The organism is Rhizobium sp. TRM95796 (assembly GCF_025779995.1).
Taxonomy (GTDB): Bacteria; Pseudomonadota; Alphaproteobacteria; order Rhizobiales; family Rhizobiaceae; genus Rhizobium_E.
Map to the genome: position 1 here is coordinate 370,537 of NZ_JAOXHE010000008.1, position 20,975 is coordinate 391,511.

At 63.2% G+C, this 20,975-nt stretch carries 24 protein-coding genes; 14 read left to right on the forward strand and 10 right to left on the reverse strand.

Annotation, left to right across the window (positions count from 1 at the left end):
• Positions 1–34: 34 nt before the first annotated feature.
• The 4 genes from OCK01_RS18260 to OCK01_RS18275 all read left to right on the forward strand — a co-directional run bounded on the left by OCK01_RS18260 (position 35) and on the right by OCK01_RS18275 (position 4,304).
• A complete protein-coding gene (locus OCK01_RS18260; RefSeq protein ID WP_263825146.1) occupies positions 35–2,134 on the forward strand; it encodes a bifunctional rhamnulose-1-phosphate aldolase/short-chain dehydrogenase in 2,100 nt (699 codons plus the stop codon).
• Between the two features lie 20 nt (positions 2,135–2,154).
• Positions 2,155–3,444: an L-rhamnose catabolism isomerase gene (rhaI, locus tag OCK01_RS18265; protein ID WP_263825147.1), complete on the forward strand. Its 1,290-nt coding sequence runs from the start codon at positions 2,155–2,157 to the stop codon at positions 3,442–3,444.
• 95 nt (positions 3,445–3,539) lie between these two features.
• The gene (locus OCK01_RS18270; RefSeq protein WP_263825148.1) at positions 3,540–3,797 is read left to right on the forward strand and encodes a GlsB/YeaQ/YmgE family stress response membrane protein; all 258 of its coding nucleotides are present in this window, start codon (positions 3,540–3,542) and stop codon (positions 3,795–3,797) included.
• A gap of 78 nt (positions 3,798–3,875) precedes the next feature.
• Positions 3,876–4,304 carry a metallopeptidase family protein gene (locus tag OCK01_RS18275; protein WP_182828173.1) on the forward strand — a complete coding sequence of 143 codons (429 nt, stop codon included), beginning with the start codon at positions 3,876–3,878 and terminating at the stop codon, positions 4,302–4,304.
• On the opposite strand, the gene OCK01_RS18280 is transcribed toward OCK01_RS18275, so the two are convergent.
• Entirely contained in the window at positions 4,305–5,201 is an 897-nt protein-coding gene (locus OCK01_RS18280) for a LysR family transcriptional regulator (RefSeq protein WP_263825149.1), read from the reverse strand.
• Between the two features lie 100 nt (positions 5,202–5,301).
• On the opposite strand from OCK01_RS18280, the gene OCK01_RS18285 reads away from it, so the two are divergent.
• Positions 5,302–6,297, forward strand: a complete 996-nt coding sequence (locus OCK01_RS18285) for an NAD-dependent epimerase/dehydratase family protein (protein ID WP_263825150.1) — start codon at positions 5,302–5,304, stop codon at positions 6,295–6,297.
• 23 nt (positions 6,298–6,320) lie between these two features.
• Here OCK01_RS18285 and leuD read toward each other — a convergent pair whose 3' ends face one another.
• Positions 6,321–6,926 carry a 3-isopropylmalate dehydratase small subunit gene (leuD, locus tag OCK01_RS18290; RefSeq protein ID WP_263825151.1) on the reverse strand — a complete coding sequence of 202 codons (606 nt, stop codon included), beginning with the start codon at positions 6,924–6,926 and terminating at the stop codon, positions 6,321–6,323.
• A 128-nt stretch (positions 6,927–7,054) separates the two neighbouring features.
• On the opposite strand from leuD, the gene OCK01_RS18295 reads away from it, so the two are divergent.
• Positions 7,055–7,933 (forward strand): LysR family transcriptional regulator, encoded by an 879-nt coding sequence (locus tag OCK01_RS18295; RefSeq protein WP_263825187.1) that lies wholly within the window; start codon positions 7,055–7,057, stop codon positions 7,931–7,933.
• 3 nt (positions 7,934–7,936) lie between these two features.
• Here the strand turns inward: OCK01_RS18295 and OCK01_RS18300 are convergent, their stop codons facing one another.
• Positions 7,937–8,326, reverse strand: a complete 390-nt coding sequence (locus tag OCK01_RS18300; protein WP_263825152.1) for a hypothetical protein — start codon at positions 8,324–8,326, stop codon at positions 7,937–7,939.
• Positions 8,327–8,349: 23 nt separating this feature from the next.
• Positions 8,350–8,613 (reverse strand): type II toxin-antitoxin system Phd/YefM family antitoxin, encoded by a 264-nt coding sequence (locus tag OCK01_RS18305; RefSeq protein WP_263825153.1) that lies wholly within the window; start codon positions 8,611–8,613, stop codon positions 8,350–8,352.
• Between the two features lie 270 nt (positions 8,614–8,883).
• Between OCK01_RS18305 and OCK01_RS18310 the strand changes: the two genes are divergently transcribed.
• On the forward strand, positions 8,884–9,363 hold the full coding sequence (locus OCK01_RS18310) for a formate dehydrogenase subunit gamma (RefSeq protein WP_263825154.1): 480 nt from the start codon (positions 8,884–8,886) through the stop codon (positions 9,361–9,363).
• Positions 9,360–10,916, forward strand: a complete 1,557-nt coding sequence (locus OCK01_RS18315; RefSeq protein WP_263825155.1) for a formate dehydrogenase beta subunit — start codon at positions 9,360–9,362, stop codon at positions 10,914–10,916. Before OCK01_RS18310 ends, OCK01_RS18315 begins: the two co-directional genes overlap by 4 nt.
• 140 nt (positions 10,917–11,056) lie before the next feature.
• Here the strand turns inward: OCK01_RS18315 and OCK01_RS18320 are convergent, their stop codons facing one another.
• Both OCK01_RS18320 and OCK01_RS18325 read right to left on the reverse strand, forming a co-directional pair.
• A complete protein-coding gene (locus OCK01_RS18320; protein WP_263825156.1) occupies positions 11,057–11,479 on the reverse strand; it encodes a type II toxin-antitoxin system HicB family antitoxin in 423 nt (140 codons plus the stop codon).
• A 33-nt stretch (positions 11,480–11,512) separates the two neighbouring features.
• Complete coding sequence (locus OCK01_RS18325; protein WP_263825157.1) at positions 11,513–11,707, reverse strand: hypothetical protein; 195 nt, start codon at positions 11,705–11,707, stop codon at positions 11,513–11,515.
• A gap of 141 nt (positions 11,708–11,848) precedes the next feature.
• Between OCK01_RS18325 and OCK01_RS18330 the strand changes: the two genes are divergently transcribed.
• From OCK01_RS18330 to OCK01_RS18345, 4 genes are all read left to right on the forward strand, one after another.
• The gene (locus OCK01_RS18330) at positions 11,849–12,112 is read left to right on the forward strand and encodes a hypothetical protein (RefSeq protein WP_263825158.1); all 264 of its coding nucleotides are present in this window, start codon (positions 11,849–11,851) and stop codon (positions 12,110–12,112) included.
• Positions 12,109–14,991, forward strand: a complete 2,883-nt coding sequence (gene fdhF / locus OCK01_RS18335) for a formate dehydrogenase subunit alpha (RefSeq protein ID WP_263825159.1) — start codon at positions 12,109–12,111, stop codon at positions 14,989–14,991. Before OCK01_RS18330 ends, fdhF begins: the two co-directional genes overlap by 4 nt.
• A gap of 207 nt (positions 14,992–15,198) precedes the next feature.
• Positions 15,199–16,029, forward strand: a complete 831-nt coding sequence (gene fdhD / locus OCK01_RS18340) for a formate dehydrogenase accessory sulfurtransferase FdhD (RefSeq protein ID WP_263825160.1) — start codon at positions 15,199–15,201, stop codon at positions 16,027–16,029.
• Positions 16,019–16,252 (forward strand): formate dehydrogenase subunit delta, encoded by a 234-nt coding sequence (locus OCK01_RS18345; protein ID WP_263825161.1) that lies wholly within the window; start codon positions 16,019–16,021, stop codon positions 16,250–16,252. The genes fdhD and OCK01_RS18345 overlap by 11 nt, the downstream gene beginning before the upstream one ends.
• Before the next feature lie 104 nt (positions 16,253–16,356).
• On the opposite strand, the gene OCK01_RS18350 is transcribed toward OCK01_RS18345, so the two are convergent.
• Positions 16,357–16,794 (reverse strand): type II toxin-antitoxin system VapC family toxin, encoded by a 438-nt coding sequence (locus tag OCK01_RS18350; RefSeq protein ID WP_263825162.1) that lies wholly within the window; start codon positions 16,792–16,794, stop codon positions 16,357–16,359.
• Positions 16,791–17,057, reverse strand: a complete 267-nt coding sequence (locus tag OCK01_RS18355; protein WP_263825163.1) for a type II toxin-antitoxin system Phd/YefM family antitoxin — start codon at positions 17,055–17,057, stop codon at positions 16,791–16,793. The genes OCK01_RS18350 and OCK01_RS18355 overlap by 4 nt, the downstream gene beginning before the upstream one ends.
• Before the next feature lie 137 nt (positions 17,058–17,194).
• On the opposite strand from OCK01_RS18355, the gene OCK01_RS18360 reads away from it, so the two are divergent.
• Positions 17,195–17,698 carry a hypothetical protein gene (locus OCK01_RS18360; protein ID WP_263825164.1) on the forward strand — a complete coding sequence of 168 codons (504 nt, stop codon included), beginning with the start codon at positions 17,195–17,197 and terminating at the stop codon, positions 17,696–17,698.
• A 109-nt stretch (positions 17,699–17,807) separates the two neighbouring features.
• Positions 17,808–18,296 carry a chemotaxis protein CheW gene (locus OCK01_RS18365; RefSeq protein WP_263825188.1) on the forward strand — a complete coding sequence of 163 codons (489 nt, stop codon included), beginning with the start codon at positions 17,808–17,810 and terminating at the stop codon, positions 18,294–18,296.
• A gap of 224 nt (positions 18,297–18,520) precedes the next feature.
• Here OCK01_RS18365 and OCK01_RS18370 read toward each other — a convergent pair whose 3' ends face one another.
• Both OCK01_RS18370 and OCK01_RS18375 read right to left on the reverse strand, forming a co-directional pair.
• Complete coding sequence (locus tag OCK01_RS18370; protein WP_263825165.1) at positions 18,521–19,765, reverse strand: AGE family epimerase/isomerase; 1,245 nt, start codon at positions 19,763–19,765, stop codon at positions 18,521–18,523.
• Positions 19,766–19,800: 35 nt separating this feature from the next.
• Positions 19,801–20,970 (reverse strand): M20 aminoacylase family protein, encoded by a 1,170-nt coding sequence (locus OCK01_RS18375; RefSeq protein WP_263825166.1) that lies wholly within the window; start codon positions 20,968–20,970, stop codon positions 19,801–19,803.
• Between the last annotated feature and the right edge of the window lie 5 nt (positions 20,971–20,975).

The following is a 20,975-nucleotide window of genomic DNA, read 5'->3' on the forward strand; positions in this document are numbered from 1 at the left end:
TCCGCGCCGGCGCGGACCTAGTGGAGGAAACATCATGAGCACACAAGCAGGCGGCGCGCGCCTCGCCAACCTTTGGGATCAAGCCAAGGCGGAAGCGATGAGCGAGTCGGAGCGGTTGATCTATCGCTCCAACCTCCTGGGGTCGGACAAGCGCATCACCAATTACGGCGGCGGCAACACCTCCGCCAAGGTCATGGAAAAGGACCCGCTCACCGGCCAGATGGTCGAGGTGCTCTGGGTCAAGGGCTCGGGCGGCGATGTCGGCACGATCAAGCGCGATGGATTCGCCACGCTCTACATGGAGAAGCTCGAAGCCCTGAAGGGTCTCTATCGCGGTCTCGCTCATGAGGACGAAATGGTGGATTACCTGCCGCATTGCACCTTCGCGCTCAATCCGCGCGCGGCCTCCATCGATACGCCGCTGCACGCCTATGTGCCGCGCAAGCATGTCGATCACATGCATCCCGACGCGATCATCGCGATTGCGGCGTCAGAGAATTCGAAGCAGTTGACCGAAGAGATCTTCGGCGGCGAAATCGGCTGGCTGCCCTGGAAGCGGCCCGGCTTCGAGCTCGGCCTCTGGCTGGAAAAATTCTGCCGCGAGAACCCGACGGCGCGGGGCTGCGTGCTCGAAAGCCACGGCCTGTTCACCTGGGGCGATACGGCGGAAGAATCTTATCTGACCACGGTGGAAATCATCAACAAGGCGATCGCCTGGCTCGAAGCCAGGATCACCGGCCCGGTGTTCGGCGGCGCGAAAAGCCAGCCGCTCGCCGCTGAGGAACGCCGCAAGGTCGCCGGCGCGCTGATGCCCGTCATTCGCGGCATGATCTCCGCCGCCGAGCCCAAGATCGGTCATTTCGACGATTCACCGGCCGTGCTCGAATTCGTCTGCTCCGCCAATCTCGCCCCGCTCGCCGCGCTCGGCACCTCCTGCCCCGACCACTTCCTGCGCACCAAGATCCGGCCGCTGGTGATCGACTTCGATCCCGCCAAACCCGATGTTTCGGCGACCTTGGCCGGTCTCGATAGCGCGGTCGCAGCCTATCGCGAGGATTACAAGGCCTATTACGAGCGTTGCAAGCACGACAATTCGCCCGCCATCCGCGATCCCAATGCGGTGGTCTATCTGGTGCCCGGCGTCGGCATGCTCACCTTCGCCAAGGACAAGGCCACCGCGCGCATCTCGGGCGAATTCTACGTCAACGCCATCAATGTCATGCGCGGCGCCTCGTCCGTCTCCACCTATGTCGGTCTGCCCGAGCAGGAAGCCTTCGACATCGAATACTGGCTGTTGGAGGAGGCCAAGCTGCAGCGCATGCCCAAGCCCAAATCGCTCGCCGGCAAAGTCGCGCTGATCACCGGCGGCGCGGGCGGCATCGGCAAGGCCACCGCCGAACGCTTCCTGAAGGAAGGCGCCTGCGTGGTGCTCGCCGATATCGACCGGACCGCGCTGGATGCGGCGCAGGCCGATTTTACCGGCCGGCACGGCAAGGATCAGGTGCGCAGCGTGCTGATCGACGTCACCACAGAAGCGCAGGTCGCGGCCGGTTTCGCCGACGCCGTGGCGGAATTCGGCGGGCTCGATATCCTGGTCTCCAATGCCGGTCTGGCCTCGTCGGCCTCGATCACCGAGACCACGCTCGATCTCTGGAACAAGAATATCGACATTCTCGCCAAGGGCTATTTCCTCGTGTCGCGGGAAGCCTTCAAACTGTTCGAGACCCAGAAGATCGGCGGCAACATCGTCTTCGTCGCCTCCAAGAACGGGCTCGCCGCCTCGCCCAACGCCGCCGCCTATTGCACCGGCAAGGCCGCCGAAATCCATCTCGCCCGCTGCCTGGCGCTCGAAGGCGCCGACAAGGGCATCCGCGTCAACACGGTCAATCCCGACGCGGTGCTGCGCGGCTCCAAGATCTGGACCGGCGAATGGAAGGAACAGCGCGCCGCCGCCTACAACATGTCCACCGACGATCTCGAGGCGCATTATCGCGCCCGCTCGATGCTCAAACTGTCCGTCTATCCCGAAGACATCGCCGAGGGCATATATTTCTTCGCGTCTTCGGCATCTTCCAAATCAACTGGTAATATATTGAATGTAGATGCTGGTAACGCCCAGGCGTTTACGCGCTGAGGGGATCGGGAGACAGGCGGATGGGAATCTTGACGTCCAGTGTCGTTGACAGCGACAATCACAAATATGTCGGCGCGCTCCGCCGCGAATACAATCATCTCGGCGAGCTGCTCGCCCGTCGCGGCATCGACATCGACTGGGTGAAGAGCAAGGTCGCCGCTTATGGCGTCGCCGTGCCCTCCTGGGGCGTCGGCACCGGCGGCACCCGCTTCGCCCGCTTCCCCGGCCCCGGCGAGCCGCGCGGCATCTTCGACAAGCTCGAAGATTGCGCCGTGATCCACCAGCTCACCCGCATCACGCCCACGGTGTCGCTGCATATCCCCTGGGACAAGGTGGAGGATCTCGCGGCCCTCAAGCAGAAGGCCGACGAGCTCGATCTCGCCTTCGATGCGATGAACTCCAACACCTTCCAGGACCAGCCCGACCAGGCGCGCTCCTATAAATACGGCTCGCTCAGCCACACCGATTACGCCACCCGCGAGCAGGCGATCGAGCACAATCTCGAATGTATCGAGATCGGCAAGGCGCTCGGCTCCAAGGCGTTGACGGTGTGGATCGGCGACGGCTCGAATTTCCCGGGCCAGGTCAATTTCACCAAGAGCTTCGAGCGCTATCTCGAATCCATGAAGGCCGTTTACGCCGGCCTGCCGGACGACTGGCGGCTGTTCACCGAGCACAAGATGTTCGAGCCGGCCTTCTATTCGACCGTGGTGCAGGATTGGGGCACCAATTACCTCATCGCCCAGGAGCTCGGCCCCAAAGCGCAGTGCCTGGTCGATCTCGGTCACCACGCGCCCAACACCAATATCGAGATGATCGTCGCCCGGCTGATCCAGTTCGGCAAGCTCGGCGGCTTCCATTTCAACGATTCGAAATATGGCGACGACGATCTCGACACCGGCTCGGTCGATCCCTACCGGCTGTTCCTGGTGTTCAACGAGCTGGTCGACGCCGAAGTCAACAAGGTCAAGGACTTCCGGCCGGCGCATATGCTCGACCAGAGCCATAACGTCACCGATCCCATCGAAAGCCTGATCGCCAGCGCCACCGAAGTCAGCCGCGCTTACGCCCAGGCGCTGATGGTCAATCGCGAAACGCTCGTCGCCTGCCAGGACAACAATGACGCGATCATGGCGACGGAAACGCTGAAGAAAGCCTTCCGCACCGATGTCGAGCCGATCCTGGCCATGGCCCGGCTGGAGCGCGGCGGCGCGATCAACCCGATCGGCGCCTATCGCGCCTCCAACTATCGCGCCAAGGTCGCAGCCGAGCGCCCTGTGGTCACGTCCGGCGGCGGCGGCATCGTCTGACCCCTGTTTTTCCGGCTTTTGGTCGACCGAAGCCTGATTGACAGCGGCTTCGGGACGCGCCACCTATGATCCATCGGGATTATGGGAGGGCGCGCATGGGCGTCGGTAGTCTTCTGGTTTTCCTCATCATCGGCGCGCTGGCCGGCTGGCTGGCGGGGCTTCTCGTCAAGGGCGGCGGCTTCGGCCTGCTCGGCAATATCGTGGTCGGCGTCGTCGGCGCGGTCATTTCCGGCTTCCTGCTGCCCTATCTCGGCTTCGGGGTCGGAGGCGGATTCGTCTGGTCGGTGATCCACGCCACCATCGGCGCCGTGATCCTGCTGGTCATCCTCAGGATCATCCGCACGGGAACCTGAGCCGAGCGCCGAAACTGACGATTTTCATACTCGCAAAAGCGAAAGCCTGGCTTTATATACGGGCCGACAGGAGTGATCATGGCGAGTATAGACCAGACGGATATTTGGCGGGACGCCTATGCCCCGTCGCTGGAAGCGATCGAACAATTGGCGCGCGAGGCCTATGGGCAGTTGCCCGACGATTTCCGCGCGCTCTGTCAGGATCTGATCATCCAGATTGCGGATTTCCCGTCCGACGACATTTTCGAGGACATGGCGCTGGAGACGCCGTTCGACCTGCTCGGCCTTTTCGAAGGCCGCGGCGTCACCGAACGGTTCTCGGTCGAAAACGGCGAATTGCCCAATCGCGTCACCCTCTATCGCCGTCCGATCCTCGATTACTGGGCCGAGAACGAGGAGACTCTGGGCGACATCATCGCCCATGTGCTGATCCACGAGATCGGCCACCACTTCGGCCTGTCCGACGAGGACATCGAGGAGATCGAGGCGTCGGTTTCCGAGGCGTGATCACGGCTCGGCGCATTCGGCCGCATAGGCCTTGAGTTCTCCTTGCAGGAAATCCAGTGCGCGGCGGATGCGCCGGTTGGTCTTCAGTTCCTGATGCGCCGCCAGCCAGAGCGGCAGGCGCGGAAGCGGCAGATCGGTAAGAAGCCTCTGGAGATCGGCGTCGCGGGCGGCGATCGCCAGTTGCGCAAAGCCGATGCCGCCGCCGGCGCGCACCAGTTCCCATTGCGCCACTTCGTCATCGGTGCGGAAGCCGAAATCGCTCCTGTTCATCGTCAGACCGAAATGACCCATCGCGTCGAGAATGCGGGTGACGCGGTCATAACCGACCAGATCATGCTCCCCGAATTCTTTCAGCGATACGGGCGCGCCGCGCCGCGCGACATAGTCGCGATGCGCGAAACAGCCCAGAGCGAGGTCGCCGATCTTCTGGGCGATCAGGTCGTTCTGCACGGGCCGCGCCATGCGGATGGCGATGTCGGCGTCGCGGGCCAGAAGATTGGCGATGGCATTGTCGGACGCGAGTTCGATGTCCAGCCCGGGCTCGGCCTGTTTCAGGCGCGCCAGCATCGGCGGCAGCACATAGGTCGCCATTACCTGGCTTGCGGTGATCCTGACTGATCCGCTCACCCGGTCGCTCTGGCCCGCCGCCCGCAAGAGGAGGTGATCGACGTCGCTGCGGATCGAGCGGGCGTCTTCGAGCAGCGCCATTCCGGCTTCCGTCAGCCGCATGCCGGCGCGGCCGCGGCTGAACAATGTCAGCCCGAGCTGGCGTTCCAGTTCGTCGATATGCCGGCCGAGCGCGGGTTGGCTGACGCCGATCCATCGCGCCGCCGCAATCAGGCTGCCGCTTTCCGCCACGGTGACGAAGCTGCGGATCAGATTCCAGTCGAGATCCATCTATTCACTTTCGAATAGAAACTATAGCTTTCTATCGATTTAATATAACGAAGCCGATCGCTATGTTCCAGTCTTCACGCACCGACCAGGAGAAAACATCATGCGCATCGCCGTTCTCGGAGCCAATGGAAGAGTAGCCCATGCCGTAGCCCGCGCCTTTCTCGCGCATGGCCATCAGGTCATCGCCGTCACCCGTTCCGGCGTCTGCCGCGGTCTGGTCGGCAGCGTCGATTACCGCGCCGCCGATGCGATGGTGGAGGCCGATCTGATCGCCGCCACGCGCGGCGCCGATATCATCTTCAACGGCCTCAATCCGCTCTATCATCAATGGCCGCGCTACGCCCTGCCGATGGCGCGCAATGTCATGGCGGCCGCCCGCGCCCATGGCGCGCGCCATCTCTTCGCCGGCAATGTCTATAATTACGGCTATCGCATTCCGATGCAGGCCGATGAGCAGACGCCCTTTTCACCCGACACCGAGCATGCGCGCATCCGCATCGCCATGGAGACGTTGTTCGCGGAAGAGGCCGAACGATCCGGCGTCCAGACGGTCGTCCTGCGCGCCGGCGATTTCTACGGAACGGCCGGCAAGGGCGCGTGGTTCGACCAGGCGATGATCACCCGGATCCGCAAGGGCGTGCTGCAATGGCCGGGCGACATGGATATCGCCCACGCCTTTGCCTATCTGCCGGATCTCGCCGAAACCTTCGTGCGGCTCGGCGAACGCATGACGGAATTGCCCGCCTTCGAAACCTTCAATTTCGAAGGGCATACGCTCACCGGCCATGCGTTTCACGCGCTCACGCAGCAGGCGCTCGGCCGGCCCGTGACGTTCAAGCATATGTCCTGGCTGCCGATGCGGCTCGTCGCGCCCTTCACGCCGGTGGTCAAGGCGCTGCTGACGATGACCTATCTCTGGCGCCGACCGCATTCGCTCGACGATGGCAAGCTCCGGCGTTTCCTCGGAGCCATTCCGAGCACCGAGCCCGTCGACGCCATCCGGCAGGCGCTTCTCGACCAGGGAATCACGGTCGCGTCAGACGCAAAAACGGCCCGCCTCAGCGAGCCGTCTCCGGTTCTTCAAGCTATGCGCTAGAGCAAATCCAGCGGAGAGCGCGTTTACGCCCAGGGGCGCGAAGCGGCGTTCGACTTTTCGAAAGCGTCGATCGAGGCGGCCTTTTCGAGCGTCAGGCCGATGTCGTCGAGACCGTTCAGCAGGCAATGCTTCTTGAAGGCGTCGATGTCGAACTTGATGACGCCGCCGTCGGGACCGCGGATTTCCTGGGCGGCCAGGTCGACCGTCAGCGTGGCGTTGGCGCCGCGCGAGGCGTCGTCGAGCAGCTTTTCCAGTTCTTCCGGCTTCACCACGATCGGCAGGATGCCGTTCTTGAAACAGTTGTTGTAGAAGATGTCGGCGAAGCTGGTGGAGATCACGCAGCGGATGCCGAAGTCGAGCAGCGCCCAGGGCGCGTGTTCGCGCGAGGAGCCGCAGCCGAAATTGTCGCCGGCCACCAGGATCTCGGCCTTGCGATAGGCCGGCTTGTTTAGCACGAAATCGGGGTTTTCAGAGCCGTCTTCCTTGAAGCGGGCCTCGGCGAACAGACCCGAGCCCAGACCGGTGCGCTTGATGGTCTTCAGATAATCCTTGGGGATGATCATGTCCGTGTCGATATTGACGACGGGATAGGGGGCGGCGATGCCGGTCAGCGTGGTGAACTTGTCCATGGGTCTGGCCTTCTGACGATGGGTCTTCGTTTGGTTCAGCCCTCTAGCGCAGATCGCTTGGCTTTTGAAGGAAAATCTTGCAAACCGGTCGGACGCCCGGCCGCATCCTTTCGGGCGAAGAGGCCGAGATGATCGACAAGCTGCAATTCTTTCTGACGCTGGCGCGCGAGCAGCATTTCGGCCGCGCCGCCGAGGAATGCGGCGTCACCCAGCCGACGCTGTCGGCGGCGATCCGTCAGTTGGAAAACGAACTCGGCGTCATGCTCGTCAGTCGCGGCTCACGCTATCAGGGTCTGACGCCGGAGGGCCAGCGGGTGCTGGAATGGGCCCGCCGCATCGTCGGCGACGCCCGCACCATGAAACAGGAGATGCGGGCGGCGCGCACGGGTCTCTCCGGCCATGTTCGCATCGCCGCCATCCCGACCGCGCTGTCGCTGATCCCGAGGCTCACGGGCCCGTTTCAGGAAAAGCACCCCGCCGTCACCTTTTCGGTGCAGTCGGCGACCTCGCTCAAGATCCTCAGTCAGCTCGACAATCTCGAAACCGATATCGGCATCACCTATCTCGACAACGAGCCGCTCGGCCGGGTGGTCAGCGTTCCCCTGATCGAAGAACGCTATCACCTCGTCGTATCGAAACGCGCGCCCGAGGCAAACCGCGCCAGCATCACCTGGCGCGAGGCGTCGGATTTGCCGCTCTGCCTGCTGACCGCCGACATGCAGAACCGCCGCATCATCAACAAGCATCTGGGCGAAGCCGGCGCCAAGGTCGAGCCGCGGCTCGAAACCAATTCGATGATCGTGCTCTTCACTCATGTGCTGACGGGCCAATGGGCCTCGATCATGCCGGAGGAAGCCGCCCGCTCCTTCGGTTTTGCCGACCAGGTGGCGATCATTCCGCTCACCGATCCCGCACCCACGCATCTCGTCGGTCTGGTGGCGCTGGAACGCGATCCCAACACGCCGCTGGTTTCGGCGCTGATCAATGCGGCGCGGGGGCTGCGTTGAAGGTCATGTTCGTTTGATGCGGCTGGCCCGCGCTGCAGCAAGGCGCGTTATCAGATGCCGGAAGAAGGTGTTGGGCAAAAATCCATAGACAGGGCTTCCGGTTTTGCCGATGGGGCGGATGTCTGGGCCCGGCCAGATGAATTCATTCAGTTCGGTCAGCACCACCCAGGATCGTTCGCTGTCCAATCCCAGTCTTTGTTTGACTTGCAACGGTATTTCAACTGCGCTGGCGCTAATGCGGGGCGGCGTGTGCGTTACAGGAACAACAAGAACTTTTCGATCGTCTTGTTCCATCCGTGTGACAAGAACGATCGCGCAGGGTCGGTCTTTTCTCGACTCATCTCGACCGGCGATCGCGTCTTCCTTCCAGAGATAGGCATAGCGGATCACCATGCCCGGCTCGGGAAGGGGCCATGTCATGGCTGCCAGTCTTTCAGTTCTTCATTGAGATGGTCAAAGCGTTCCGGAACGCGCTGGCCAACGATGTCGGCCATCTCCTCGTCCGACAGATCTTCAACGAGGATGGCGCGTCGGTCTCGCCGCTTCAAACGGTCGTATTCGGCGCTTGAAAGAAGCACCAGTCGCTCCTGTCCATCAGCCGTGATTGTCACCGGCTCTACAAGCGCTTTGTCTGAAATGGCGCCAAAATTCTCGACGAGATCCGCTGACGACACTTTCATGCTTCTCTCCCTTGGCTTCAGGAGATCAAAGTATTACGCGAATTTATCGGAGCGCAACCGTCCAGCCTTGATAGAAATTTCCTATCGATCCACGATTCCCCCTTATTGACCTACGGCCGTTCTTTCGTCACCCTCCGATGTCAGCGATTGCCTGGCCGACAGAGTTCCGGTCGGGCGGCCTGTGTTCCGCACAGGCTCGGTTGGAGGCGAGGAGGGGGCCCAATGGCTTTCGCCCTGCCGGACGCGGCGACCTGAACCGGCGAGGACCGTATGAATATCCATGTGAAGCCCGATGGCGCAACTGAGGCGGCGCTTGAAATCGTGCATCGGCTGAAGGGTCTCGAAGGCCCGCTTCTGCCGATCCTGCACGCCGTCCAGGAAGAGTTCGGCTATGTGCCGGAAGATTGCCTGCCCGTCATCGCCCGCGAGCTTAATCTGTCGCGCGCCGAGGTTCATGGCGTCGTCACTTTCTATCATGAATTCCGCCATGAGCCTGCCGGCCGGCATGTGCTGCGACTCTGTCGCGCCGAAGCCTGCCAATCCATGGGCGGGCGCGAGATCGCCGAGCATGCCTGCGCCGAACTCGGCCTCGACTGGCACGAGACCACGCCCGACGGCAAGGTTACGCTGGAGCCGGTCTATTGCCTCGGGCTCTGTTCCACCGCCCCCGCCGCTCAGTTGGACGGGGCGCTTCACGGCCGCCTGACCAAGGACGAGTTGTCAGCCCTCATCCAGGAGATCAGGGCATGACCGTCAAGATCTATGTCCCCCGCGATTCCGCAGCCCTTGCCCTCGGCGCCGAAAAGGTCGCCCAGGCCTTTCATGCCGAAATCGCCGCCCGCGGCCTCGACGCCGTCATCATCCGCAATGGTTCGCGCGGCCTGCATTGGCTGGAGCCGATGGTGGAAGTCGCCACGCCGGAAGGCCGCATCGCCTATGGTCCGGTCAAGGCCTCCGATGTCGCCGGCCTTCTCGACGCCGGCCTGATGGCGGGCGCGGATCATCCGCTCTGTCATGGCCGCACAAAGGCCATTCCTTTCCTCAAGAACCAGACGCGGCTGACCTTCGCCCGCTGCGGCGTCATCGATCCCCTGTCGCTCGAGGATTACCGCGCCCATGCCGGCCTCGCCGGGCTCGAAAAGGCCGTCAAGCTCGATCCCGCCGCCATCGTCCGAGAGGTCACCGAATCGGGCCTGCGCGGCCGCGGCGGCGCGGGCTTCCCCACCGGCATCAAGTGGAACACGGTCGCCCAGGCGCAGGCCGACCAGAAATACATCGTATGCAACGCCGACGAAGGCGACAGCGGCACATTCGCCGACCGCATGATCATGGAAGGCGACCCCTTCGTGCTGATCGAGGGCATGGCGATCGCCGGTCTCGCGGTGGGCGCGACGCGCGGCTATATCTACACCCGTTCGGAATATCCCAACGCCATCCTGATCATGCGCGAAGCCATCGAGATCGCCCGGAGCGCCGGCGTGCTCGGTCCCTCCGTGCTCGGATCCGGCAAGGCCTTCGACATGGAGGTCCGGGTCGGCGCGGGCGCCTATGTCTGCGGCGAGGAAACGGCGCTGCTCAATTCGCTCGAAGGCAAGCGCGGCGTCGTCCGCGCCAAGCCGCCGCTGCCGGCGCTTCAGGGTTTCCTCGGTCGCCCGACCGTGGTCAACAACGTCATCTCGCTGGCGTCGGTGCCCGTGATCCTGGATCGCGGCGCGGCCTTCTACAAGGATTTCGGCATGGGCCGTTCGCGCGGCACGATCCCGATCCAGATCGCCGGCAATGTGAAATATGGCGGCCTCTACGAGACGGCCTTCGGCCTGTCGCTCGGCGAGATCGTGCTGCATATCGCCGGCGGCGCGGCCACCGGCCGTCCTGTGAAGGCCGTGCAGGTCGGCGGCCCGCTGGGCGCCTATTTCCCCACCGACCTCTTCGACACGCTGTTCGATTACGAAGCCTTCGCGGCCAAGGACGGGCTGATCGGACACGCCGGCATCACCGTGTTCGACGACACCGCCGACATGCTGGCCCAGGCCAAATTCGCCTTCGAATTCTGCGCCGTCGAATCCTGCGGCAAATGCACTCCCTGCCGCATCGGCTCGACCCGCGGCGCCGAAGTGATCGACAAAATCCTGCAGGGCGTCGAGGTCGAGAAGAACATGGCGCTCATCAAGGATCTCTGCAACACGATGAAATTCGGCTCGCTCTGCGCGCTCGGCGGCTTCACGCCCTATCCGGTGATGAGCGCGATCACGCATTTCCCGGAGGATTTCATCCCGGCGCCGCTGCGGGAGGCGGCGGAGTGAGCGTGCTTTCTTCTCCGTCATCCTCGGCCTTGTCCCGAGGATCTAGCGTGATCGCCATTCGGGCGACGGCGCCGAATGCCGACATTCAGACACAGCAGATCCTCGGGACAAGCCCGAGGATGACGGCGGAGAGATCTGGTTCAGGCAGCCTGAACCGTTACATACATCTGCATGCCCAGCGCTCTCAGCGCGTCCTGCAACGGGCCGATCTTGGAGGGATGGTCGGGGTCGAGAAGACGCCGCGCCTCGTTCTCGCTTTTGCCCAGCCGTCTGGCGAGTTCGCTCTTGGAAATGCCGGCGTCACGGAAGGCCTGAACGACCGCGAGCTTAGCGGCGACATCGGCGTCCACAGAGATCGGCGCGCCGTCATCAGCCTGGGGCGTCGGTATGGTTCGTCCTTCGGCGAGAATGCCGCGCAGGGCAAGTCCCAGCGCGTCGCGCGCGTTGCTCAGCGCCTCTTCCCGCGTGTCGCCAGCGGTGATCGCCTCGGGAACGTCGTCGAAGGTCACGATGAAGCCTCCATCCGCATCTTCCGTCACAGTGGCGAAATAGGCGTAGCGCATGGTCTCATTCCTTCCAACGAAGCTGCAGACTGTTCAGTCCAGTCCGAGCTGCTTCTTGACGAGCTTCATATAAGTCGGCGTCAGGTCCCCGGATTTGATGGTGCTCATCCGTCCGTCGCAGGTCACGCGGTAGTGAGAGCCCTTGCCGCGATCCTCGAACACGTCGAACGGCTTGCCCATCTCGCGCGCCAGCTTTCGAAGTTCTCGGATAAACTGCTCGCGCTTCATCGGGGCTATCCAGTTCACGAGAAATCAATGTCGCACATTAATGTGCGAACGGCAAGCCAGAGGATGACAGTAGAGAGTTGGGATTCATGTTCCTCATCCGTGAAATCGACTCAGAATAGCCGGCTTCCACACGGAGTAAATATGGCGACTTTGACCTTTGGCAGCAGAGTGTTCGAAACGGCGATTGCTTCTGACCTCGTACGCAACGGCATGTCACTGGAAGCTTGGGAGATCCTCGGCGACAAGACAGAGCAGGTTGCTGAGGTTTTCTATTCGGACGTAGAAAAAAGCTTCTCGTTTTCCGCATTCGAGGAAGGCCTGCCGTTGGGCCTGATTGAATTTATGAGCAGTGAGGCGCGCGTGCGCCTTTCGCCAGCGACAGAACTGACTGGAGGAAATCCATGAGCCTCATTCATGAAATCGACTACGGCACCCCGGCGTCCAAGTCCGAAAAGACCGTCACGCTGACCATTGACGGCCAGACGATCAGCGTGCCCGAGGGCACCTCGATCATGCGCGCCTCGATGGAAGCCGGCATTCAGGTGCCGAAACTCTGCGCCACCGACATGGTCGACGCCTTCGGCTCCTGCCGCCTCTGTCTTGTCGAGATCGAAGGCCGCAACGGCACGCCCGCCTCCTGCACCACGCCGGTCGCCGATGGCCTCGTCGTCCACACCCAGACCTCGCGGCTGAAGGACATCCGCAAGGGCGTGATGGAGCTTTACATCTCCGACCATCCGCTCGACTGTCTCACCTGCGCCGCCAATGGCGATTGCGAATTGCAGGACATGGCCGGCGCGGTCGGCCTGCGCGATGTCCGCTATGGCTATGAGGGTGACAATCACGTCAAGGCCCGCGACACCGGCGGCGAGGTCAACGCCCGCTGGATGGCCAAGGACGAGAGCAATCCCTATTTCACCTATGATCCCTCCAAATGCATCGTCTGCTCGCGCTGCGTGCGGGCCTGCGAGGAAGTGCAGGGCACGTTTGCGCTGACGATCGAAGGCCGCGGTTTCGACAGCCGCGTCTCGCCCGGCATGCATGAGCAGTTCCTGAATTCGGAATGCGTCTCCTGCGGCGCCTGCGTGCAGGCCTGCCCCACCGCGACGCTGACGGAAAAGTCGGTGATCGAGATCGGCCAGCCCGAACATTCCAAGGTCACCACCTGCGCCTATTGCGGCGTCGGCTGCTCTTTCAAGGCGGAAATGCGCGGCGAAGAGCTGGTGCGCATGGTGCCTTGGAAGGATGGCAAGGCCAATCGCGGCCATTCCTGCGTCAAGGGCCGTTTCGCCTATGGCTATGCGACCCACAAGGATCGCATCCTCAACCCGATGATCCGCGAGAAGATCTCCGACCCCTGGCGCGAAGTCACCTGGGCGGAGGCCTATGCGCATGTCGCCTCGGAATTCCGCCGCCTCCAGTATCAGTATGGCCGCGAGTCGATCGGCGGCATCACCTCGTCGCGCTGCACCAATGAAGAAACCTATCTGGTGCAGAAGCTGATCCGCGCCGGCTTCGGTAACAACAATGTCGACACCTGCGCCCGCGTCTGCCATTCGCCGACCGGCTATGGCCTCGGCCAGGCCTTCGGCACCTCGGCCGGCACGCAGGATTTCGATTCGGTCGAGCATACCGACGTGGTCATCGTCATCGGCGCCAATCCCACCGAGGGCCATCCGGTGTTCGGCTCGCGTCTGAAGAAGCGCCTGCGCCAGGGCGCCAAGCTCATCGTCATCGATCCGCGCAAGATCGAGCTCGTCTCTTCGCCGCATGTGAAGGCGGATTACCATCTGCCGCTCAAGCCCGGCACGAATGTCGCGGTGGTCACCTCGCTCGCCCATGTCATCGTCACCGAAGGGCTGTTCAATGAGGCCTTCATCCGCGAGCGCTGCGACTGGTCGGAATTCGAGGACTGGGCGGAATTCGTCTCCGACGAACGCCACAGCCCCGAAGCTCTCGCCGCCGTCACCGGCGTCGATCCGGAACTGGCGCGCGGCGCCGCCCGTCTCTTCGCCCGCGGCGGCAACGGCGCGATCTATTACGGTCTGGGCGTCACCGAACACAGCCAGGGTTCGACCACTGTCATGGCCATCGCCAATCTCGCCATGGCCACCGGCAATATCGGCCGGCCCGGCGTCGGCGTGAACCCGCTGCGCGGCCAGAACAATGTCCAGGGCTCCTGCGACATGGGCTCCTTCCCGCATGAACTGCCGGGCTACCGGCATGTGTCTGACGACGCCACCCGCGCCGTGTTCGAAAATCTCTGGGGCGTGACGCTTTCCAACGAGCCGGGCCTGCGCATTCCCAATATGTTGGACGCCGCCGTCGAGGGCACGTTCAAGGGCATCTATATCCAGGGCGAGGACATTCTGCAGTCCGATCCCGACACCAAGCATGTGTCGGCGGGTCTGGCGGCGATGGAATGCGTCGTGGTGCAGGATCTCTTCCTCAACGAGACGGCCAATTACGCCCATGTCTTCCTGCCGGGCTCGACCTTTCTTGAGAAGGACGGCACCTTCACCAATGCCGAGCGCCGCATCAACCGCGTCCGCCGGGTCATGAGCCCGAAAAACGGCTACGCCGATTGGGAAGTCACCCAGCATCTCGCCCAGGCGATGGGGCTCAACTGGACCTACAGCCATCCCTCCGAGATCATGGCCGAGATCGCCGCGACGACGCCCAGCTTCGCCGGCGTCAGCTATGAGTATCTGGAGAAGATGGGCTCGGTGCAATGGCCCTGCAACGAGAAGGCCCCCGAGGGTTCGCCGATCATGCATGTCGATGGTTTCGTGCGCGGCAAGGGCAAGTTCATCCGCACCGAATATGTGGCGACCGACGAGAAGACCGGCCCGCGCTTCCCGCTGCTGCTCACCACCGGCCGCGTGCTCAGCCAGTACAATGTCGGGGCGCAGACCCGCCGCACCGGCAACACCGCCTGGCATCCCGAGGACCGGCTGGAAATCCATCCCCATGACGCCGAAAATCGCGGCATCCGCGATGGCGACTGGGTGCGGCTCGCCTCCCGCGCCGGCGAGACGTCGCTCCGGGCGCTGATCACCGACAAGGTCGCTCCGGGCGTGGTCTACACCACCTTCCATCACCCGGTGACCCAGGCCAACGTCATCACCACCGATTTCTCCGACTGGGCGACCAATTGTCCGGAATACAAGGTGACGGCGGTGCAGGTGTCGCCGTCGAATGGTCCGTCGGAATGGCAGGAGGATTACAGCGAACTTTCCAGGCTCAGCCGCCGCATCGCCGGCAAGCTGGAAGCTGCGGAGTAAGGTTGTTGATTGCATCGGTGGCGTACCCCCCTCTGCCCTGCCGGGCATCTCCCCCTCAAGGGGGGAGATTGTATGGGGCATCCGTTCGCCCTCTCTCTAGCGTCATAAACGCAGCACTCGACTTCTCCATGAGGCAGGGTGAGAGCCGTCTGCTATTCTCCCCCCTTGTGGGGGAGATGCCCGGCAGGGCAGAGGGGGGCATGCTCAATGCCTGAAGCGCCTGACCCCTCCCGCCGCGTCCCCGACCTCATCTTCCGCAACGACCGCTTCTCGCAAGACCAGCGCATCGTCGCCGAAGAAAGCGCCGTCGCGCTGTCCTATGGCGGCTCGACGGAAGCGGTGATGATGGCGACCCCTGCCGATCTCGAAGATTTCGCCATCGGCTTCTCATTGTCGGAAGGCATTGTCACTGGCATCGATGAGATCGAGGCGATCGCCATCGAGCCCGCCTCGGGCGGCGTCGACCTGCAGATCGCGCTCCGCGACGATCTCGATGTCACGCTGCGCGCCCGCCGCCGCGCCAAGGCCGGGCCGGTCGGCTGCGGCCTCTGCGGGGTGGAATCGATCGAGGAGGCGTTGAAGCCCGCCGCCGACGTCTCCGCCGCCAGCCTCCGCCTCGCGCCCGCCGACATCGCCCGCGCCATGGCGGAACTGACGCCGCGCCAGCCGCTCAACACTGAAACCCGCGCCGTCCACGCCGCCGCTTTCTACATTCCCGGCCAGGGCCTCGTCGCCGTGCGCGAGGATGTCGGCCGCCACAATGCGCTCGACAAGCTGATCGGCGCCTTGGCCCGCGCTGGCGTCGAGGGCGCCTCCGGCGCCGTGATCATGACCTCGCGCCTGTCGGTCGAACTGGTGCAGAAGACGGCCAAGCTCGGTTCGGGAGCGCTCATCGGCATTTCCGCGCCCACCGCGCTCGCCATCGACATGGCCGCGCGCGCCGGCATGACGCTCGTGGCGCTGGCGCGCGGCGAGGATTTCGACATTTTCACCGGCGCAGACCGGATCATCACGGGAGACAAAGCCGATGCAGCCTGACAAGCTCGTGCGCATGGCCAACCAGATCGCCACTTTCTTTCTGTCGCAGCCCGAAGCCGAGCGCGCGTCAGGCGTCGCGGCGCATATCAACAAGTTCTGGGAGCCGCGCATGCGCCGCGCCTTTCTCGACCATGTCGACGCCGGCGGCGAGGGGTTGTTGCCGCTGGTCATCGAGGCGTCGAGGCTGGTCAAGCGTCCGGAGCCGCTGAAGGCGGCGGGGTGATCATTCCCGCTGCGCTGTTGCCGACATAATCTGTCTCCACTTTGCACCAACGCTCGACATCCTCTGTGGCGTCGAACGGAGAGACTCGCGGCGCAATGTTCGCACTATGTGATGGCGTCAACGCCAATCACCTCAATCTCGAACGCACTGAAATGCCGCATATTTCGTGTGACGACGGTAAGTTGGTGATATTTCGCCGTTCCGGCGATCATCGCATCTGAAGCGCCAGGATTGAAACCACCGGTGATAGCCTTGGCTTCGAATTCTCCGGAAACCCTGGCCACGGCTGCATCGACCGGCAAGACGAAATCTCCGAGCTTCGTGACGAGCGATTGCAGCCATTGTTCTAGGTTGCGCGCCTTACGTACAGCGCCCTTGGCCTCCAATAGTCGAACGCCTTTTTCAATTTCGTGGATCGACACGGCTGAGATGAAGATCCGGCTTTCCCGCGCTTCCGCCCAGGCAACAAAACCTTCCGGCACATTCACGCGCCCCGGAGCCAGCAGGGAGAGCACATCGGTATCGAACAGATAGCCGCTCAAAGATCGATCTCGCGGGAAGGCATTCTGCTCCGTGAGAAAATCTCGTCGTCGAGATCGATATCGACCGGAAAGCGCTTGAGGTGATCGACCAGACTCGGGCGGTCCGCAGCCAGAGCGCGCCTCGCCGCCTCCGCCGCCTCCAGGCTGACCAAAACCGCTGCAGGTTTGCCGTGCCGAGTGATGGTCACGAATACGCCGGACGCCGCCTCATCCACCAGTCCCGACAGCGCCGCCTTGGCTTCCTTCACGCCGACACTGGCCATAGAATTATCTCCGCTGTGACCACAAGAGACCACAATATAGGCTTCTTGCGTGCAATTCACAACGCCCATGTCCACCACACTCCTGTCATGCTAGGAGGCGCTAAACCACCACCTTCCTCAAGTCCGAGACCACCTCCATGCCCGCCGCCCTCTATTCCGATCTCACCGCCGACCTCCGCTCGCTCCTGACCCAACTCGCCCAGACGCCCGAGCGCTTCCAGAGTTGGGACGCCCATATTGAGCTGGCCGCCGCGGGCGGGTTGGTGGTGTTGCAGACCAAGCGGGCCAAGGGCGTGGTCGACAGTCTGTTCTGGGGCCGTCCGCCCAAGGCTACTGAGAACCGCCAGCTGCCCGAGGCGGCTGCTCACGCCGCCATCGACCGCTTTCTCGGTCTCGGCGCGCATCTCGCCTTCGCCGACGCCTTGCCGGCCGGCGTGACGCTCGACGAGGATTTTCCGCACTGCGCAGTCCGGCTTGCCTATCGCAAGAAGGGCGCGGCGAAATCGCGCTCGCTGTCGATGATCTTCATCGGCTTCAATGCTGCGGACGATGCGCAAGCCTTTGCGGCGCAAGCGGGCGAGACCCTGTCTTTGGCCTCGGCCCGACCGCTGATGACCGACAGACTTCACGAGTGGCGGTAGCCGCAGGCCCGAGGCCCCCGCGCCAGCCTTGCGCCAGTTTTGCCCGCTATAGCGATAGAACAATATCATCTGTCGTCGCGGGGGTCGGGGCGTGAGCATCAATATCGGTATGAGCGGATCTTTGGAAATCATCGCCTTCAGAGTCAATGACCAATCCTTCTGCGTGAAGACCGGCTCGATCCGGGAAATTCGCGGCTGGGCCCCGGTCACGCCCATCCCGCATTCGCCTTACGAAGTGCTGGGCGTCATCAATCTGCGCGGCACGGTCATCCCGATCATCGATCTCGCCGTCAAACTCGGCATGCCCGGCACCGAAGCCTCCGAACGCAGCGCCATCATCGTCACCGACGTCAACAAGATGACGGTCGGCCTCTTGGTCGAAGGCGTTTCCGACATCCTCACCGTGCCGGCCGACAGCCTGCAGCCGATCCCGACCAGCGCCGGCCAGAGCACGGCCTTCGCCGACGGCATTCTTGCGCATCAGAATCAGATGATCTGTTTTCTCAATCTGGAAAACCTGTTCTCCAGCACGCTCGCCTATGAAGGCGGCGGGGCAGTTGCCGCAGGCGGCGGCGCCGGCGGCTGGGAAGAGTTCTGATCAGATAGCTTTGGCTTATGGAATGAGGATCGCCGATCTCGCGAGAGGTCGGCGACTTTTTTGCGTTTGAAGGCCTCTCCGTCGTCATCCTCGGCCTTGTGCCGAGGATCTGAGCCATCGCGAAACATGAAGCCGTTGCAGATGCTTGGGACAAGCCCAAGCATGACGGAGGGTGTGCGGATGCGACGTTCGATGAGGGGCCGCGCACGACGTTGGAGAGTTTTTTACTCTTCCGTCGCCGTCAGCCCGGCCTGCTCGTCCAGGATCATCCGCGTCAGCGAGCCCTCGGCGGGATAGAGCGGGATGAGGCAAGCCTGCAGCGCGTGATAGATGTCGCCCTTGCCGGGGAAGATTTCATGGGCGGGCTGAAGCGTCTCGGTCAGTTCCTCATGCCAGCCGCCTCTGACGTGATCGAGATGGTGCATCGCGATCTTGTTCCAGATCAGCCGATAGCAATCCTCATGCATGTCGGAGGGCACGTGGCGGATGAGATAGGCTGCTGCGGCGGCGCCTTCGCACATCGGCCACCAGAGTTTCATGCGCTTGGCCGGCTCTCCGTCCCAGTCGAGCGTGTAAAAGAAGCCGCCATGCTTGCCGTCCCAGCCCAGCGCCATGGCCTGGGCGAACAATGCCTGCGCCGCTTCGGGAATCCAGTCGAGCTTGCGCTCGCCGAGCGCGTAGAGCTGCAGGATCAGCCGCGCCCATTCCAGAGCATGCCCCGGCGTCGTGCCGGAAGGGCGGAACATCTCGTTGCCCTTGTAATCCTTCAGAAGCGTCCAGTTCTCGTCGAAATGTTCGCCGACCACGAAGCCCGCTTCCCGCGCCTTGCGGTTGATGATGAGGTCGGCGATGCGCTCGGCCATCTTGAGATAGCCTTCGTCCTCGGTCGCCTCATAGGCGGCCATCAGCGCTTCAGTGAGATGCATGTTGGAATTCTGGCCGCGATAGCCTGCGACCGGCGTCCAGTCGGCGGCAAATTCCTCGGCGATCGCGCCGTGGGTCTCTTCCCAGAATTTGGTTTCGAGAATGGTGGTGATATCCTCGAGCATCGGATCGGCGAGCGGATGGCCGACCAGCAGCGCCGAGGAGGCGGCGAGCAGCACGAAAGCGTGGCCGTAGCCCTGCTTGGTGGCGTCGACGGGGCCGTTGTCGTCGACCGACCAGAAATAGCCGCCATGCTCCGCATCGCGATGCCGCTCCCAGATAAAGCGCATGCCGTGATCGATGAGATCGGCGCAGCCGGGACGGCCGAGCAGATGGCCGATCACCATGCAATGAACCATGCGGGCGGCGAGATGGACGGGGCGGACGGGATTGTCGGCATTGAGGACCTGGCCATCGGGGCCGAATTCGAAGAAGCCGCCGTTCGGATTGATCGAGCGGAACTGGAAATAATCGAACAGCTTGCCGGCTTCCGCCTTCAGCCAGTCGCGATGGGTGGGCAGGTCGAGCCAGCTGGTCGCGCTCATGGTCAGGGTCTCCTCCCTACATATTCTTTTTGCTTTCAGCCGAGTTCGGCCAGTCTGGTCTCGGCGAGCTTCACCCAATAGGACACGCCATAGGGGATGATCTCGTCGTTGAAATCGTAGCGCGGATTGTGAAGCCCCGCGCTGTCGCCATTGCCGATGAAGATGAAATTGCCGGGCCGGGCGTTGAGCATATAGGAGAAATCCTCCCCGCCCATCATCGCCGAACCCTCGCCGTCGACATTCGGCGCGCCGGCGATGTCCGCGGCGACGCGCACGGCGGCGTCGGTCTGGGCGCCGTGATTGACGGTGACCGGGTAGCCGGTATGCACCCGCACATCGGCGTCCGCGCCGAGCGCTGTGGCGACGCCCGTCACGATCTCCTTCAGTCGCGTCTGCGCCTGGCTGCGCTGCTCGGCGTTCAGCGTGCGAATGGTGCCGCCGAGATGGGCTTCGTCGGGAATGACGTTCATCGCCGTGCCGGCGTTGAATTTGGTCACTGTCACCACGGTCGATTCGAACGGATCGGTCACGCGCGAGACGATGGTCTGCAGCGCCGAGACGATCTGCGACGCGATGACGATCGGATCGACGCCGCGATGCGGCAGCGCCGCATGCGCGCCCTTGCCGCGCACGGTGATCAGGAATTCGTCGGTCGAGGCCATGATCGGCCCCTTGCGGGTGGCGAATTTGCCGATCTCCAGGCCCGGCAGATTGTGCATGCCATAGACTTCGGCAATGCCGAAACGCTCCATCATGCCGTCGCGCACCATGGCGTCGCCGCCGCCGCCGCCCTCTTCGGCCGGCTGGAAGATCACCGCCACGGAACCAGCGAAATTCCGCGTCTCGGCGAGATAGCGGGCCGCGCCGAGCAGCATGGCGGTGTGTCCGTCATGGCCGCAGGCATGCATCTTGCCGGGCGTTTTGGAGGCCCAGGGCTTGCCGCTGATCTCGGTCATCGGCAGCGCGTCCATGTCGGCGCGCAGGCCGATCACCGGACCATCTCCCTTGGCGCCCTTGATCAGCCCGACCACCCCGGTGCGGCCCAGGCCCTCGACCACCTCGTCGACGCCGAAGTCGCGCAGTTTGGCGGCGGCGAAAGCGGCCGTCCGCACCACGTCGTAATTCAGTTCCGGATGTTCATGAATGTCGCGGCGCCAGGCGGCGATTTCCGCCTGCATTTCGCCGGCGCGGTTGAGGATGGGCATTCCAG